At 70.2% G+C, this 15,873-nt stretch carries 13 protein-coding genes and 1 riboswitch; of the genes, 7 read left to right on the top strand and 6 right to left on the bottom strand.

The window, feature by feature from the left end; translation table 11 throughout:
* Positions 1–2 precede the first annotated feature (2 nt).
* Positions 3–1,499: an MFS transporter gene (locus QRN19_RS03310; RefSeq protein WP_285025217.1), complete on the top strand. Its 1,497-nt coding sequence runs from the start codon at positions 3–5 to the stop codon at positions 1,497–1,499.
* A gap of 81 nt (positions 1,500–1,580) precedes the next feature.
* On the opposite strand, the gene QRN19_RS03305 is transcribed toward QRN19_RS03310, so the two are convergent.
* Entirely contained in the window at positions 1,581–1,937 is a 357-nt protein-coding gene (locus tag QRN19_RS03305) for a DUF2200 domain-containing protein (protein WP_285025216.1), read from the bottom strand.
* 117 nt (positions 1,938–2,054) lie between these two features.
* On the opposite strand from QRN19_RS03305, the gene QRN19_RS03300 reads away from it, so the two are divergent.
* The gene (locus QRN19_RS03300) at positions 2,055–3,146 is read left to right on the top strand and encodes a CPBP family intramembrane glutamic endopeptidase (RefSeq protein WP_285025215.1); all 1,092 of its coding nucleotides are present in this window, start codon (positions 2,055–2,057) and stop codon (positions 3,144–3,146) included.
* Here the strand turns inward: QRN19_RS03300 and QRN19_RS03295 are convergent.
* The gene (locus tag QRN19_RS03295; RefSeq protein WP_285025214.1) at positions 3,088–3,603 is read right to left on the bottom strand and encodes a YbaK/EbsC family protein; all 516 of its coding nucleotides are present in this window, start codon (positions 3,601–3,603) and stop codon (positions 3,088–3,090) included. The genes QRN19_RS03300 and QRN19_RS03295 overlap by 59 nt on opposite strands.
* 77 nt (positions 3,604–3,680) lie before the next feature.
* Positions 3,681–4,493: a DeoR/GlpR family DNA-binding transcription regulator gene (locus QRN19_RS03290; RefSeq protein ID WP_285025213.1), complete on the bottom strand. Its 813-nt coding sequence runs from the start codon at positions 4,491–4,493 to the stop codon at positions 3,681–3,683.
* Between the two features lie 83 nt (positions 4,494–4,576).
* Here QRN19_RS03290 and galT point away from each other — a divergent pair, with 83 nt between their 5' ends.
* From galT to QRN19_RS03275, 3 genes are all read left to right on the top strand, one after another.
* Positions 4,577–5,728 carry a galactose-1-phosphate uridylyltransferase gene (gene galT / locus QRN19_RS03285; RefSeq protein WP_086474413.1) on the top strand — a complete coding sequence of 384 codons (1,152 nt, stop codon included), beginning with the start codon at positions 4,577–4,579 and terminating at the stop codon, positions 5,726–5,728.
* Positions 5,725–6,885 (top strand): galactokinase, encoded by a 1,161-nt coding sequence (gene galK / locus QRN19_RS03280; RefSeq protein WP_285025212.1) that lies wholly within the window; start codon positions 5,725–5,727, stop codon positions 6,883–6,885. The genes galT and galK overlap by 4 nt, the downstream gene beginning before the upstream one ends.
* Before the next feature lie 132 nt (positions 6,886–7,017).
* The gene (locus QRN19_RS03275; RefSeq protein ID WP_285025211.1) at positions 7,018–7,935 is read left to right on the top strand and encodes a hypothetical protein; all 918 of its coding nucleotides are present in this window, start codon (positions 7,018–7,020) and stop codon (positions 7,933–7,935) included.
* 26 nt (positions 7,936–7,961) lie between these two features.
* On the opposite strand, the gene QRN19_RS03270 is transcribed toward QRN19_RS03275, so the two are convergent.
* Together QRN19_RS03270 and glyA are read right to left on the bottom strand one after the other, a co-directional pair.
* Positions 7,962–8,834 carry a bifunctional methylenetetrahydrofolate dehydrogenase/methenyltetrahydrofolate cyclohydrolase gene (locus QRN19_RS03270; protein WP_071259424.1) on the bottom strand — a complete coding sequence of 291 codons (873 nt, stop codon included), beginning with the start codon at positions 8,832–8,834 and terminating at the stop codon, positions 7,962–7,964.
* Between the two features lie 11 nt (positions 8,835–8,845).
* Positions 8,846–10,117, bottom strand: a complete 1,272-nt coding sequence (glyA, locus tag QRN19_RS03265) for a serine hydroxymethyltransferase (protein ID WP_064296623.1) — start codon at positions 10,115–10,117, stop codon at positions 8,846–8,848.
* Positions 10,118–10,159: 42 nt separating this feature from the next.
* A riboswitch (ZMP/ZTP riboswitch) is annotated at positions 10,160–10,278 on the bottom strand.
* A gap of 158 nt (positions 10,279–10,436) precedes the next feature.
* Here glyA and QRN19_RS03260 point away from each other — a divergent pair.
* Positions 10,437–11,939: a beta-N-acetylhexosaminidase gene (locus QRN19_RS03260; protein WP_285025210.1), complete on the top strand. Its 1,503-nt coding sequence runs from the start codon at positions 10,437–10,439 to the stop codon at positions 11,937–11,939.
* A 404-nt stretch (positions 11,940–12,343) separates the two neighbouring features.
* Positions 12,344–14,581, top strand: a complete 2,238-nt coding sequence (locus QRN19_RS03255; RefSeq protein ID WP_285025209.1) for a sigma-70 family RNA polymerase sigma factor — start codon at positions 12,344–12,346, stop codon at positions 14,579–14,581.
* A 39-nt stretch (positions 14,582–14,620) separates the two neighbouring features.
* Here the strand turns inward: QRN19_RS03255 and QRN19_RS03250 are convergent, their stop codons facing one another.
* Positions 14,621–15,850 carry an MFS transporter gene (locus QRN19_RS03250; RefSeq protein WP_285025207.1) on the bottom strand — a complete coding sequence of 410 codons (1,230 nt, stop codon included), beginning with the start codon at positions 15,848–15,850 and terminating at the stop codon, positions 14,621–14,623.
* Between the last annotated feature and the right edge of the window lie 23 nt (positions 15,851–15,873).

The raw sequence follows: 15,873 nt of genomic DNA, 5'->3' as shown, positions 1-15,873 counted from the left end.
TCATGACTTCGAACAGTACTGCCGGAACCCCGGCCGTCTCCTCTCGCCGGTGGTGGACGCTCGTCACCGTCGGCCTCGCCCAGCTCATGGTCGTACTCGACGCCACGGTTGTGAACATCGCGATGCCCGCCGCCCAGGCCGACCTCGGGTTCTCCGACGGCGACCGCCAGTGGATCGTCACCGCCTACTCCCTCGCCTTCGGCAGCCTGCTGCTGCTCGGCGGACGCCTGTCCGACCTCATGGGGCGGAAGCGGGCGTTCATCATCGGGCTCGTCGGGTTCGCGATCGCCTCGGCCCTCGGAGGCGCCGCGGACTCGTTTGGCACCCTCGTCGCCGCGCGGGCACTGCAGGGCGTCTTCGCCGCCCTCCTCGCACCGACCGCACTCGCGATGCTCACGACCACCTTCACGATCCCGAAGGAGCGCGCTCGCGCGTTCGGCGTCTTCGGTGCGATCGCCGGCGCGGGTGGCGCGGTCGGTCTCCTCCTCGGCGGGTTCCTCACCGAGCAGTTCGACTGGCGCTGGAACCTGTACATCAACGTCGTGATCGCCGTGATCGCCATCGTCGGAGCCGTCCTCTTCATCACCACCCCGAAGACGACCGGCCCCCGCCCCAAGCTCGACGTTCCGGGCACCGTCCTCGTCTCGGGCGCGCTGTTCAGCCTCGTGTACGGCTTCGCAAATGCCGAGACCGACGGCTGGGACTCGCCGCTCAGCTGGGCCTTCCTGGCCGCGGCAGCCGTGCTCCTCGTCGTGTTCGTCCTCTGGCAGCGTCGGGCCGCACACCCGCTCCTCCCGTTGTCGATCATCCTCGACCGCAACCGCGGCGCCGCGTTCATCTCGGTCATGATCGCCGGAGCCGGGATGTTCGGCATCTTCCTCTTCGTGACCTACTACCTGCAGGCCTCGCTCGGCTACTCACCGCAGCAGACGGGCTTCGCCTTCCTCCCGATGATCGCGATGCTCGTGCTCGCCGCACAGCTGGGGACCAACCTCCTCGTCCCGCGCTTCGGGCCGAAGGTCATGGTGCCGTTCGGCATGACGCTCGGGGCGATCGGCATGCTCCTCCTCACCCGACTCGACCTCGACAGCTCCTACGTCGGCAACGTCATGCCCGCGCTCATGGTCCTCGGCTTCGCGATGGGATCGATCATGCCCGCCTCGATGCAGACGGCGACGCTCGGTGTCGACCGGGCGTTCGCCGGGGTCGCGTCGGCGACGGTGAACACGAGCCAGCAGGTCGGCGGTTCGATCGGTGTGGCGCTCCTCAACACCCTCGCGGCGAGCGCCGCCACGGCCTACGTGACCGACAACGCGCCGCCCACTCCCGAGGTGCTGGCACAGGCCGCGATCCAGAGTTATCAGACCGCCTACTTCTGGGGTGCCGGGTTCTTCGCGGTCGGCGCCGTGACGGCGGCACTGCTGTTCCGCCGACGCAACCAGGGACTCGCTTTGCACCATGCCCCGGAGGCGTCCGCGGAACCGGTGCTCGCGCACTGATCCAACCGGGTTCCGAGCGCACGGCCGTCGCGCACTCGCGCGGCGGCCGTCTGCGTCATCGGCGGGTCACCCGGTCGACGGTCAGGCGGAGGCGCGGAGGATCGACGTCATCTTCTTCCCCTTGGCGACCTCGTCCACGAGCTTGTCGAGCTGACGGACGCGCTGCATGAGGGGATCCTCGACCTCCTCGACCCGGATGCCGCAGATGAGACCCGTGATGAGCGACGCGTTGGGGTGCATCGCCGGCGCTTCCGCGAAGAAGGTCTCGAAGTCCGTGCCGTCGGCGAGCACCCGCTCGATCGCGGCGTCGTCGTAGCCCGTGAGCCAGGTGATGACCTGGTCGACCTCGGCCTTCGTGTGTCCCTTCCGCTGCGCCTTCGCGACGTAGAGCGGGTACACGCTGGCGAAGCTCGTCGTGAAGATGCGGTGTCCGGCCATACCTGGCAGTCTCCCACCGTCGCGCGTTCGGGACCAGGCCGATCACGGGCTATCCGTCGCTCGTCGTCCATCGCTCGGGGGACGCGTCCTGCCGCGACGGCTGCCTACCCTGGCAGCATGACGAATCCTGGACAGCACCCGCAGACGCCTTCGCCATTCCCCTCGACGACACCGGCCTCGACGCACGTCGGTCCGGTCGCGCCGTCGCCGCAGCTCGCGACGTACGACCACGCCCTGCGCACCGCACCCGCATGGTGGCGCGGAGCCCTCGCACTCCTCCTGCTCGTCGTCGGGTTCCTGATCCTCTCGATCGTGCTCGGCGGCATCGCGCTCATCGTGGACGTCGCCACCGGGGCGTACACGCTCGACGACGTCGCGAACGGTCTCATGACGCTGACACCCGTGACGATGCTCGCGAACAACCTGTCGCTCGCCGCGCTCATCCCGGTGTCGATGCTCATCCAGTGGGCGATCTTCGGCGTCCGGCCGCGATGGCTGTCGTCGGTGGAAGGGCGCTTCCGTTGGCGCTGGTTCGGCCGCCTCGCGCTCATCATCGTCCCGGTGTGGATCGTGTACGTCGGCGCGTCCGTCCTGCTCTCCCCGCTCGAGCCCATCGTCGTCGACGGCACCATGATCGCGATGCTCGCCATCGTGATCCTCACAACGCCGCTGCAGTCGGCCGGCGAGGAGTACGGGGCACGCGGCCTCATCCAGCGTTCCGTCGGATCCTGGTTCAGTCGACCGATCACCGCGTTCCTCGTCGGCGCGGTCGTCTCCGGCGCGGTCTTCGCCTCGGTCCATTTCGCAGGCGACCCCTGGCTCATCGCCTACTACTTCGTGTTCGGCGCCTCGATGTCCTTCGCCGCCCGCGGCACCGGTGGCCTTGAGGCTCCGGTGCTCGTCCACGCGACGAACAACGTCCTCCTCCTCGTCCCCACGGCGCTCATGTCGCAGACCGACCAGGTCTTCGAACGGGGCGAGGGCGCCGGCGGACCGTTCATGCTCATCCCGATGGCGCTCTGCGTCGCCGCAGCCGTCGTGAGCACCTGGTGGGGACGCCGGAACGGCGTGACCGCGACGGCTCCGCTGCCGCCGAGCCGGGTGACGAAGCAGCAGGGGACGCTGCCGCTCGCCATGGCCGCTCCGATGGCTACGCCGACGCAGCTGCCGACGACCCCGCAGGATCCGTCGGCGGCTCCACCGCGATGACCTGCCCGCCGGTCACCCGCACCAGCTCCTCGAAGGTCGTCGGGAACACCGTGTGCGCGTGGCCGGCTGCGGCCCAGACCTCCGGGTAGGCGGCGAGCGCCTCGTCCACATAGGTGCGGATCGGTTCCGGGTGACCGACTGGCGCGACACCACCGATCACCTGACCCGTCGCCGCCTTGACGACCTCGGCGTCAGCACGCTTCAGCCGTCCACCGAGCCGCTCGCCGACCCAGGCGGTGTCGACACGGTGGGCGCCGCTCGTGAGGATCAGCGTCGGCTCGCCGTCGAGCGTGAACACGAGGGAGTTCGCGATCGCCCCGACCTCGATCCCCAAGGCCTCCGCTGCGAGCGCTGCCGTTCGTGCAGCATCGTCGAGCCAGGTGACCTCGCCCTGAGCCCCGCGATCACGCAGCGTCTGCTCGACGATGGACACGGCCGGATGCGCTCGATCAGTCATGCGACCATGCTGCCGCAACAGGCCGCCGGCGCGCGAGTGCTGGGACGCGGCGCGGGGCGGCGGGACGCGGCGCGAGGTCAGTCGCCGAGTGGGACCAGCGTCACCGCGAGTCCCGCGTCCCGGAGGAGCGCGACGGTCTCGGGCGCGGCGCCGTCGTCGGTCAGGAGGGCGTCGAAGGCCTCGAGCCCGGCGATCCGGCCGAGCTGCCGCACACCGAGCTTCGAGGCATCGGCGACCACGACCACCCGCTCGGCGGCGCGAACCATCCTGGCCTTCACCTCGGCCTCGGGCAGGTTGACGTTGGTCACGCCATGGCCTGCGTCGACACCATTGCACCCGATGAAGGCGAGATCGGCGTGGACCTGGCCGAGCAGCGAACCGGCGAGCGGATCGACGAGCGAATGCTGGAGCGGCCGAAGCGATCCACCAGTGACGATCACCGAGAACCTCGGGATCTCCGACTCGAGTTCGAGCGCGATGGTCAGGCCGTTCGTGATGACCACGACGTCGGCGAGGTCGCGGCGAGCCTTGAGCGCGCGGGCGAGGGCGAGGCCGGTGCTGCCGACGTCGACGATCACGCTCTGACCGGAGCGCACCATCGCGGCCGCCGCCTCACCGATCCGCTGCTTCGCATGCGCCGAGGTCGCGGTCGCGAGTTCGATCGGCGACTCGACGGCGCCGCGTCCCTGGACGGGCATCGCGCCACCGTGCACGCGGACGGCGTCGCCCTGGTCGACGAGGGTGTCGAGGTCCGTCCGGGCGGTCACCCGGGAGACGCCGAAGTCGTCGGAGATGTCGGCGACGCGCACGAAGCCGCGCTCATCGAGGAGCTCGCGGATGCGGTCGCGTCGCAGTGGGGCGGGCAACTGCATCGGCTCGTCGTCGGACATGCTTGAATCTTCGCTGACTTGCCTATACTTTTCAAGGCGAAACGTTGTACGTTTCCTTTCGACAACCCGTTCTGAGGATCCCCATGCCCCCACTCGACGACACCTTCGTCATCGACCCGGCGATCGCGAGCTCGACCCAGCGCCTCGCCGACGGTCGCGAACTCATCTACTTCGACGATGTCGACACGACGCTACCCGCGGAGCGCCTGCCCGACGCACGCGAGCTCGCGCCACGACCACCGACCGCGTCCATGCGCCAGGACCCGCTGACGGGTGAGTGGATCTCGATCGCCGCCGCCCGCCAGAACCGCGTGATGCTGCCACCCGCGAACCTCGACCCGCTCGCGCCCGCGAGCCCCTCGAACCCCTCCGAGATCCCCGACCAGTACGACGTCGCGGTCTTCGAGAACAAGTCGCCGTCCTTCGGACCGCTGCTCGAAGACGAGAACGCCCCGGTCGATCTCGCCGACCTCGAGACGATCGGGATCGGCCGGACGCGCACCTCGGTCGGGCGATGCGAGGTCGTGAGCTTCAGCCCGTCGAGCACCGGTTCCTTCGGTTCGCTGTCCCGCACCCGGGCGCGCACGGTGATCGAGGCGTGGGCCCGCCGGACGCACGCGCTGTCGCAGATCGACTCGATCCAGCAGGTGTTCCCCTTCGAGAACCGTGGCGAGCAGATCGGTGTCACCCTCCACCACCCGCACGGACAGATCTACTCCTACCCCTACGTGACCCCGCGCACGCAGCGACTCATCGCCGCGAGCGAGGCATACGGTCCCGGACTCTTCGCCGACATCCTCGCCGCGGAGCAGGCTGACGAGCGCGTCGTCCTCGCCGGCGAGCACTGGACGGCGTTCGTCCCGTTCGCGGCGCGCTGGCCCATCGAGGTACACCTGCTCCCCCACCGGCACGTGCCCGACTTCGCCGCGACCTCGCTCGAGGAACGGGACGAACTCGCCGTCCTCTACCTGCGGCTGCTGCGCGGCGTCGACGCACTGTACGACACCCCGACCCCGTACATCGCCGCCTGGCACCAGGCACCGACCCGCGTCCACCGCGATGAGCTCCGACTCCACCTGCAGCTCACCTCCCCGCGTCGTGGAGCCGACCGCTTGAAGTACCTGGCCGGCTCCGAGGCGGCCATGGGCGCCTGGATCGGCGACGTCCCTCCCGAGACAACCGCCACCGCCCTGCGCGCCGCGATCGCCGCAGCCGACGAGGAGAACCCCGTATGACCGACCTGCAGCGCACCGCCACGAGCGGATTCGAGAACGCCTTCGGCAGCGAACCGCACGGCCTCTGGACCGCGCCCGGCCGCGTGAACATCATCGGCGAGCACACCGACTACAACGACGGCTTCGTGTTCCCGATGGCGATCGACCGCCGCACCGTCGCAGCCGTCCGGCGTCGCGACGACGACCGCATCCGGGTGTCGAGCAGCTTCTCACCCGAGATCGTCGAGGTCTCGGTGCGCGCGCTCGATCCCGACGCCTTGCACGGCTGGTCCGCCTACCCGCTCGGGGTCGCGTGGGCGCTCGGCCAGTTCGGGGCTCCCTTGCAGGAGGTGCCCGGGGTCGACATCTACATCGACTCCGACGTCCCGGTCGGGGCAGGCCTCTCCTCCTCCGCTGCCATCGAGGCCTCGGTCGCCGTCGCACTCACCGAGATCTGGCACCTCGACCACGACCGCCGGACGCTCGCGAAGATCTGCCAGCTCGCCGAGAACCGAGCGGTCGGTGCGCCGACCGGCATCATGGACCAGTCGGCGTCGCTCCTCGGCCAGCGTGACTGCGGCGTCTTCCTCGACTGCCGCTCGCTCGAGACCGACGTCATCCCCCTCGGCTTCGAGGAGCACGACCTCGAGCTGCTCGTCATCGACACGCGCGTCGAGCATGCCCACGTCTCGGGCGGGTACGCCGCACGTCGAGCCTCCTGCGAGGCCGGTGCCGCGGCCCTCGGCGCCGACTCGCTCCGCGACGTCACGGTCGGCGACCTCGACCGCGCTCGTGCGCTGCTCGACGACGAGACCTTCCGTCGCGTCCGTCACGTCGTGACCGAGAACCAACGCGTCCTCGACACCGTGCGGACCCTGCGCGAGCACGGCCCGACGTCGATCGGTGAGCTGCTCGTGGCCTCGCACGCGTCGATGCGGGACGATTTCGAGATCTCGGTGCCGGAACTCGACCTGGCCGTCGAGACGTCGATGGCGGCGGGTGCCATCGGTTCGCGCATGACCGGTGGTGGCTTCGGTGGTGCGGCGATCGCCCTGGTCCCCGTCGCCCTGGCGTCGGCCGTGGCCGAGGCGGTCACGGCGGCGTTCGCCGAGGCCTCCTTCACCGCCCCGACCATCTTCCCCGTCCGCCCCGCCGCCGGCGCCACCCGAGAATCCTGACCTTCCCCTCCCTGCCCGCGAACTGTCAATTCCGGATAGTCCTGGCCGCTCGGACTAGCGTCGAGTGACAGTTCGCGGGCAGGGTGTGGAGAACTTCCGACGTCGAGACGTCACAATCGGCACCGTGGTGGGATGGTCCGCCGACGTCCCCTCCCCCTCGAACTCAGCAAGCAGCCGTTCTCCATGGCCGACGCCGACGAACTCGGCGTGCCTCGATCGCGGCTACGAGCGCGCGACCTCGCCACGCCGCACCGAGGCGTCCGGGCACCGCTCGACCAGCCCACGGACGTCCCTGGACGCTGTCGCGCCTATGCCCCGCTCCTGCACGATGGGCAGTTCTTCAGCCACGTGAGCGCGGCGGCCTTGCACGGCCTCCCCGTGCCCACCTGGGAACATGAGGCACCACTCGATGTCGCCTCCATCGCGCCGGCACGCGCGCCTCGAGGAGCGGGCGTGCGCGGGCATCAACTCGACGGCGACCACTGGGAGGTGGTCGTCGTCGAGGGACTGCCGGTGCTGACCGCCGTCGACGCCTGGTGTCAGCTCGGAACCCGACTCCCCTTGGACGACCTGGTGATCGCCGGCGACGTGCTGCTCCGCCGGAAGCGACCACTGGCCTCGGAGCAGCAGATCGTCCGCGGGCTGGCGCGGATGAACGGCCGTCGCGGCGCGAAACGTCTGCGGCTCGCGTTCTCGATGATGCGGCCGCGGACGGATTCGCCGATGGAGACCGCATTGCGCCTGCTGATCGTCCGCGCGGGCCTTCCGGAACCGCTCGTCAACGAGGTGATCTCGGACACCCACGGACGCTTTCTGGCCTTGGGCGACCTGGTGTATCCCGAACAGCGGGTCCTCGTCGAATACGACGGCGGCACGCACTTCGCGGATGAACGGCAGATCTTCCACGACATCGATCGCCTCGACCGCGTCATGGCAGCGGGCTGGCGGGTCATCCGGGTGAATCGCTCGCACCTGACGGACCCGTCGCCCATCCTCACCGCCCTGGCTCGCGAACTGTCACTTCCGGCTAGTCGCGGGGCGCCGGACTAGCGTCGAGTGACAGTTCGCGGGCTGGGTTAGGGGGTGGCCATGCGGACGACGTTGGCGAGGAGTCCGACTCTCGTCATGGGGCCGACACCGCCGGGGTTCGGGCTGATCCACGAGGCGACCTCGGCCACGTCCGGGGCGACATCGCCGACGACCCGGGACTTGCCGGTCTCCGGGTCGGTCTCACGGCTCACACCGACGTCGAGGACGATGACGCCAGGCTTCACGGCGTCACGCGTGACGATCCCGGGGACGCCCGCCGCGGCGACGATCACGTCGGCGGTGCGGAGGATGTCGTCGAGTCCGACCGTCCCGGTGTGCGTCAGCGTGACCGTCGCGTTGTATTCACGACGGGTGAGCAGCGGGCCGATCGCGCGACCGACGGTGACCCCGCGGCCCACGACGACGACGTGCTTGCCCGCCCAGCTGATCCCGTGACGTTCCACCAGCTCGATGACGCCCTTCGGCGTGCACGGCAGCGGCGTGTGGATCGGGCGGTTCACGTTGAGCACGAGACGACCGAGGTTGGTCGGGTGGAGCCCGTCGGCGTCCTTCTCGGGATCGATGCGCTCGAGGATCGCGTCGGTGTCGATGTGCTTCGGCAACGGCAGCTGCACGATGTAGCCGGTGCAGCTCTCGTCGGCGTTGAGCTCGTCGAGGACGGCCTCGAGCTCCTCCTGCGAGACCGTCTCGGGCAGGTCGCGTCGGATCGACTCCATGCCGACCTCGGCACAGTCGCGGTGCTTCCCGGCGACGTACCACTGCGAACCCGGGTCGGACCCGACGAGGACGGTGCCCAGCCCGACCGAGATGCCGCGCTCCTTGAGCGCAGCCACCTCGATCGCGAGTTCGGACTTGATGGCGGCGGCAGTGGCCTTGCCGTCGAGGATCTGTGCGGTCATGCGCCCGCGCCCTACTGCTGGAGGCCGGGGTAGAGCGGGAAGCGCTCGGCGAGCGCCGTGACGCGCTCCCGGAGGGCTCCGGCCTCGGCACCGTTGCGCAGCGCGAGGGCGATGATGTCGGCGACCTCGGCGAACTCGGTGTCGCCGAAGCCACGCGTCGCGAGTGCCGGGGTACCGATCCGCAGACCGGAGGTGACCATCGGCGGGCGCGGGTCGAACGGCACCGAGTTGCGGTTGACCGTGATGCCGACCTCGTGGAGGAGGTCTTCGGCCTGCTGGCCGTCGAGTTCGGAGGTGCGGAGGTCGGCGAGCACGAGGTGCACGTCGGTGCCACCGGTGAGGACGTCGATACCGGCGGCCTTCGACGCCTCGGAGGTGAGCGCCTCGGCGAGGAGCTTGGCGCCGCGGAGCGTGCGCTCCTGGCGGTCCTTGAACTCCGCCGTGGCGGCGAGCTTGAACGCCGTCGCCTTGGCGGCGATGACGTGCATGAGCGGTCCGCCCTGCTGGCCGGGGAACACGTTCGAGTTGAGCTTCTTGGCGAGCTCCATGTCGCGGCTCACGATGAAGCCGGAGCGCGGGCCGCCGATGGTCTTGTGCACGGTGGACGACACGACGTCGGCGAACGGCACGGGCGACGGGTGGACACCGGCGGCGACGAGGCCGGCGAAGTGCGCCATGTCGACCCAGAGCTTCGCGCCGACCTCGTCGGCGATCGCGCGGAACGCGGCGAAGTCGAGCTGGCGCGGGTAGGCGGACCAACCGGCGATGATGACCTGCGGCTTGTGCTCGAGCGCCTTGTCGCGGACGACGTCCATGTCGACGAGGAAGGTCTCGGGGTCGACGCCGTAGGAGACGGCGTTGTAGAGCTTGCCGGAGAAGTTGAGCTTCATGCCGTGGGTGAGGTGACCGCCGTGGGCGAGCTCGAGGCCGAGGATGGTGTCGCCGGGGGTGGCGATCGCCGAGAGGACCGCGGCGTTGGCCGTGGCGCCCGAGTGCGGCTGGACGTTCGCGTACGCGGCACCGAAGAGGCTCTTGGCCCGCTCGATCGCGAGGGACTCGGCGATGTCGACGAACTCGCAGCCGCCGTAGTAGCGACGACCCGGGTAGCCCTCGGCGTACTTGTTGGTGAGGACGCTGCCCTGCGACTGCAGGACGGAGACGGGCACGAAGTTCTCGCTCGCGATCATCTCGAGGGTGTTGCGCTGGCGACCGAGCTCCTGCTCGAGGACCGCTGCGATCTCGGGATCGACCTCGGAGAGTGGCGCGTTGAAGGTGTCGGACAAGACTGGCTCCCTTTTGTGACAGAACGGATGTCGGTGATGTGCCGTTTCGGCCCAGGCGTGCGGCCGAATCCGCCCTTGTCTTCAAGGTGCAGGGTCGCTCCCCGATGGTGAACCATCTGAGGCGGAGCGGAACTCCGTCTATACGCCAGTTGCGACTGCTAGCAGCATAGCAACGGGACGCCCGACGCGCACCGTCCTGTGGAGCGGCCGGGCAGCGGTGGGGGCCGGTGTGTCAGGATGGCCCGACGCTTGTTCACCCTCCGAACAAACCCCGTTCCAGCCCCACGATCCCGCGTCGCCGACGCCGAAGGAACCGCCCATGAGCCTGCTGCCCCGCCCCGTCTCGCAGACCACCGACGCCTCCGGTCCCCCGTTCCGGTTGTCGGCGGAGTCGGCGATCCGTACCGACCCGTCGGTTGCGACCACAGCTCTGATCCTCGCCGACGCCCTGCGCACCTCGACGGGGTTCGCCCTCCCGGTCGAGACGACCGGCACGGACGAGGTCGTGGACTCCGCGGGTACGGTCATCACGCTGTCGATCGACCCCAGCCTGTCGACGACGAGCGGGGCCTATCGATTGACCGCCGCGGCCTCCGGTGTCGAGATCGTCGGCGCGGACGCCGACGGGGTCCACCACGGCACGCAGACGCTCAGGCAGCTCCTCCCGCCGGCCAACTGGGCACCGACGGCCGGCGCACAGGACTGGACCATCACCGCGACCGTCATCGACGATGCTCCGCGCTTCGCCTACCGCGGCGCGATGCTCGACGTCGCGAGGCACTTCTTCACGGTCGCGCAGGTGCAGCGGTTCATCGACCAGATCGCCGCACTCAAGCTCAACCACCTGCATCTGCACCTCACCGACGACCAGGGGTGGCGCCTCGAGATCGCCGGGTGGCCGGAGCTCACCGGGATCGGTGCGGCGACCGCCGTCGGTGGTGGTACGGGCGGCTCGTACAGCGCCGACGACTACCGGGCGATCATCGAGTACGCCGCCGATCGCCGCGTCACGATCGTCCCCGAGATCGACGTCCCCGGACACACGAATGCGGCGCTGGCCGCGTACCCGGAACTCAACCCGGACGGCATCGCCCGCGAGCCGTACACCGGCACGGAGGTCGGCTTCTCGAGCCTCGACATCCGTGCCGAGTCCACCTACGCGTTCCTCGACGACGTCTTCACCCAGCTCGCCGCGATGACCCCGGGCCCCTACCTCCACCTGGGCGGCGACGAAGCGCTCGCCACCACTCAGGAGGACTTCCTCCACTTCGCCCGTCGGGTCTCCGAGCTGGTCGCCACGACCGGGAAGACCGCCATCGCCTGGCACGAGTTCGGCGCGTCACGCGACCTCGCCCCCGGCACCGTCGGCCAGTACTGGAACTACGTCTCCCCCGAGGACGGTCACGCCGACAAGCTGCGCTCGTTCGTCGATCAGGGCGGACAGGTCATCATGTCCCCGGCCGACGCCGCCTACCTCGACATGCAGTACCCCGACGTCGCGACGGCCGGCCTCACCTGGGCGGACGGCCCCACGAGTGTCGAACGCTCCGCCGTCTGGGAGCCGACCGAGATCGTCGAAGGCGTCGGCGAGCAGGACATCCTCGGCGTCGAGGGCCCGCTCTGGACGGAGACCGTGGCCGACGTGCAGACGCTCGAATTCCTGGTCTTCCCTCGGGTCGCCTCCATCGCGGAGATCGGTTGGTCGGAGCGACGGGCACCGGACTGGAGCGACTTCCGGGTTCGGCTGGCAGAGCTTGCTCAGGGCTGGTCGGCCGCGGGCATCGCCTTCCACCGCTCCCCCGAGGTCAGCTGGCTCGACTGATCCGAGCGACGGTCGGAAAGGCGGCCGGAAGCGATGCTCGCCCCCGAGCACCACTCCCGGCCTGTCGACGGGTACGCACGAAGGCGCCCCCTCCCGTCGAGATCTGCAACGTTTCGGGTCCGTTGCCCGATGCACACCGGCCGTGGCGCGCATCGTGGCCGTCCGAGGACGACCCAGCCGGGTCCCCGTCGCCGGGAATCCTGCTGTTCATCCTGAGAGAGTGCATCCCGAGCAGGTGATGACGCGGTTTCCCAGAACAATCGAAACGGATCTTCCTCGGCGCCAGCGACGGTCCGCGAGACGCATCGTGCCAAGATGAGGAATCGGCGTCATGATCCCGCTTCACCCGGCTCTCTTGAGCGGGCACGGTGCCCGGTAGTGCGCAGCTCGCAGACGGAGGCATCATGAGCCTGGACACATCCCCGGCTTCATCGCTCGCCGAGCGATCGGATGCCGAGCTCATCGAGCACACCCGCACGGGCTCGCAGGACGCCTACGCGGAGCTGTGGCGACGGCACTCGAACGCCGGACGGACCGTCGCTCGGTCCGTCACCTCGAGCCTCGATCCCGACGACCTCGTCTCGGAATCCTTCGCCCGCATCTATCAGGCGGTCCGCCGTGGGAAGGGACCCACCGGCGCCTTCCGCCCGTACCTGTTCACCACCATCCGGAACACGGCGGCCGCATGGGGCCGGTCGCGTCGGGAGACCTCACTCGACACCCTGGACTCCTTCGAGGACCCGGACACGAACGAGGCGTCCTCGATCGAGGCCCTCGACCGCAGCCTGAGTGCCCGAGCGTTCCGAAGCCTGCCGACCCGGTGGCAGGAGGTGCTCTGGTACACGGAGATCGAGGCGATGACGCCTGCGGAGGTCGCGCCGCTCCTCGGGATGAAGGCCAACTCGGTGGCCGCGCTCGCCTACCGAGCACGCGAGGGCCTGCGCGAAGCGTGGATCCAGGCGCACCTGCAGGCCGTCGACGACGACTCGGAGCACGCCTTCACGATCAGCAGGCTCGGCTCATACGCGCGGGGGAACCTGTCCGCCCGGGACACGGCCAAGGTCGAGACGCACCTGGACGGCTGTCAGCGGTGCACCATCGTGGCCGCTGAGGCGAAGGAGGTCGGCTCGCGCATGGCGCTCGTCCTCCTCCCCCTCGTCGCAGGCGCCGCCGGTGCGGCCGGCTACACCGCGTGGTTGCAGACGAACGGCGCGTCGACGACCGCGGTCGCCGCGATGCCGGCCGGCGTCACCGGTGGGGTCGCTCTGACGGCGCACCTGAGCACCTCGGTGGCGGCCGGCGGCGGAGCAGCGGCTTCCGGTGCAGCCGGTTCCAGTGGTGCGGCGTCGGCTGCCGGCGTCGCGTCGGGTGCGGGCGTCGTGGGTGCTGCGACGGCGGGTCTCTCCGGCGGGATCATCGCCGCGGTCGGCGTCGGTGTCGTCGCGGCGGTGACCGCCGCAGCGCTCGTGCTCGGGCCGGTGGTGTTCCCGCCCGGAGCCGACTCGGCGAACTCCGTCTCCGCCGGCGAGACCAGCGAGCCGATCGCGGTGCCGACTCCGGGCGCGACTCCGACCACGGGTCCGACGACGTCGCCGTCCGCGCCGACGACCCCGACACCCTCGGGACCGGTGCCCACTCCGCGGCCGACACCCGTCCAGGGCGCCACGCCGCCTCCGGCCGCCGACCCGCAGGCCCCGTCACCGACGGCACCGATCGTCGTTTCCCCGGTCGATCCCGTCGACCCGGTGGACCCCGTCGATCCGACGGACCCCGAGGACTTCCCGGCGGCGACCATGGTCGCCGACTCCGGCGGCGGGTACCTGTGGCCCACATTCAGTGGCACCGGAGCGGCCGGAGCCACCATCGACATCCTCGACGGCGACGTGGTCGTCGCTTCGACGGTCGTGGCGGGGGGCGTGCAGCGGTCATCGGTCGCCGCTGCTCCTGTGCCCGGTACCTGGTCGACAGGACCGGTCGTCCTCGACCGGACCGGGACCTTCGCCCTGACCGTGCGCCAGACCATCGGTGACCAGGTCACCGTGTCCGCGGAACCCGCCGATATGACGATCAACGGACCCTCGATCTCCGGATTCGAGACGATCCTGTCGTTCCAGGTCCTCGAGCCGGACGCTCCGATCGTGGTCGTCGGTGCTTCGAGCGGCGCGGTGGGATACACCCTCGACGGTGGCGACGAGCAGCGCATCGCGCTCGACGCCAGTGGTCGAGCGACGCTCACCCCCGCCGCCGTGGCCATCGGGTTCCACGAGCTCAGCGTCTGGAGCGTCGACCCGTCCGACCCGTCTCGCATGGGGCCGACGACCTCCGTCGAGTACCTCTCGCTCACCGGGCTCCTGAGCACCGAGGCCGCCGCCGATGCGGTGGCGGTGCCGCTCCCCGACGCGATTCCGGACACCGCACCGGACGCGGTTCCCGCTCCGGTCCCGGTTCAAGACGTCGTCGACCCCATCGACGAGCAGGCCCCGACCGAAGCGGACCCCGCGCCGGAGACGGACGCGCCGAGTCCGACCGAGCCGGAACCCGCGACGGAGACGCCGGTGGAGACCGCACCCGACGTCATCGCGCCGACCGATGGTGCAGACACCTCACCGGTGCCGACGACGGACGCACCCGCGGCACCGTGAGCGCGCCCGGTCAGCGCGACCGTACGGGGTCGGGCTCGATCAGACGGACTCGCGCCGACGGGTGCGCAGCACGTCCGCCGCGAGGAGCGAGGTCGCGACCACGGCCAGGCACACGTACACCCACGGGAGCACGCCGAGACCGATCTCGGCGAGGAGCAACGCGCCGAGCGCCGAACCGCCACCGATTCCCGTGTTGAACGCCGTCGTGTAGAACGCGTTCGCGGTGTCGCGGATGCGCGGGCTCGCCGCGTGCAGGAGGCGCGTCTGCATGAGCGGCGGGAGCATGCCGAAGGCCGTCCCCCAGAGGAAGAACGCGACGAGCGCGCCCGGAAGCAACCCTGCCGAGAGGGCGAGGACGCTCACCATGGCTGCAGACACAGCCAGGGCGACGAACAGCCCCGTGGTCGCGCGCCTCGCGAAGACGCTGCCGGTGAGGATGAGGCCGATCGCGCCCGCGACGCCGTAGACGAGGAGAAGGATGCTGAGCTGGTCGGCCGGGACACCGACCTCGCCGATGAGGAACGGCGCGATGTAGGTGTAGAACGCGTAGTGGCCCGCCATGATGACGCCGACCGCGATGCAGACGATCGCGACCGGGACGATGCTCGGGTCCCGACCCGTGGCACCCGAGGCGGCCGCGTGCGACTCCTCCCGGCCGACGGGCGGCAGCTTCCACCACACGACGAGGGCGCCGAGGAGCATGGCCGCGGCGAGGACGCCGAACGCGAGGCGCCAGCCGAGCGCGTGCCCGAGCGCGGTGCTGAGCGGGACGCCGAGGACGAAGGCGAGCGTGCCACCGGCGATCGTCACGGACACGGCACGGGCGAGCTGTTCCTTCGGGACCAGGTGACCGGCGTACGCGCCGACGACCGCCCAGAAGACACCATGGGCGAGCCCGCCGAGCACCCGGGTGGCGACGAGGAGCTCGTAGTTCGGGGCGAGTGCGCCGAGACCGGTGCTGACGCCGAGGACGACGATGACGGCCACGAGCAGCGCGTGTCGCGGGACACGCCTGGTGAGGTGGATGAGCGCCGTGCTCGACAGCACCACTGTGAACGCGAACACACTGACGAGGAGCCCGATCTGCGACTCGGTCACGCCGAGCGAGGTGCTCATCTCCGGCAGCAGGCCGGTCGGGATCATCTCGCCGGTGACGGAGAGGAAGGTGCCCGCCGCGAGCGCGATCAGGCCGACCCAGGGGAACGGCGGCGGCGACGAGGACTTGGCGGGTTCGGCGGCGCGCGCCGAGGAGGGCGAAGAGGAGGTCATCGGATTGCTCCAACGATGGCGTT

Origin of the sequence: Plantibacter sp. ME-Dv--P-122b (assembly GCF_030209375.1) — a bacterium.
Taxonomy (GTDB): Bacteria; Actinomycetota; Actinomycetes; order Actinomycetales; family Microbacteriaceae; genus Plantibacter.
Note: the sequence above shows the minus strand (reverse complement) of the source record. Positions and strands in the feature narration are given on the sequence as shown.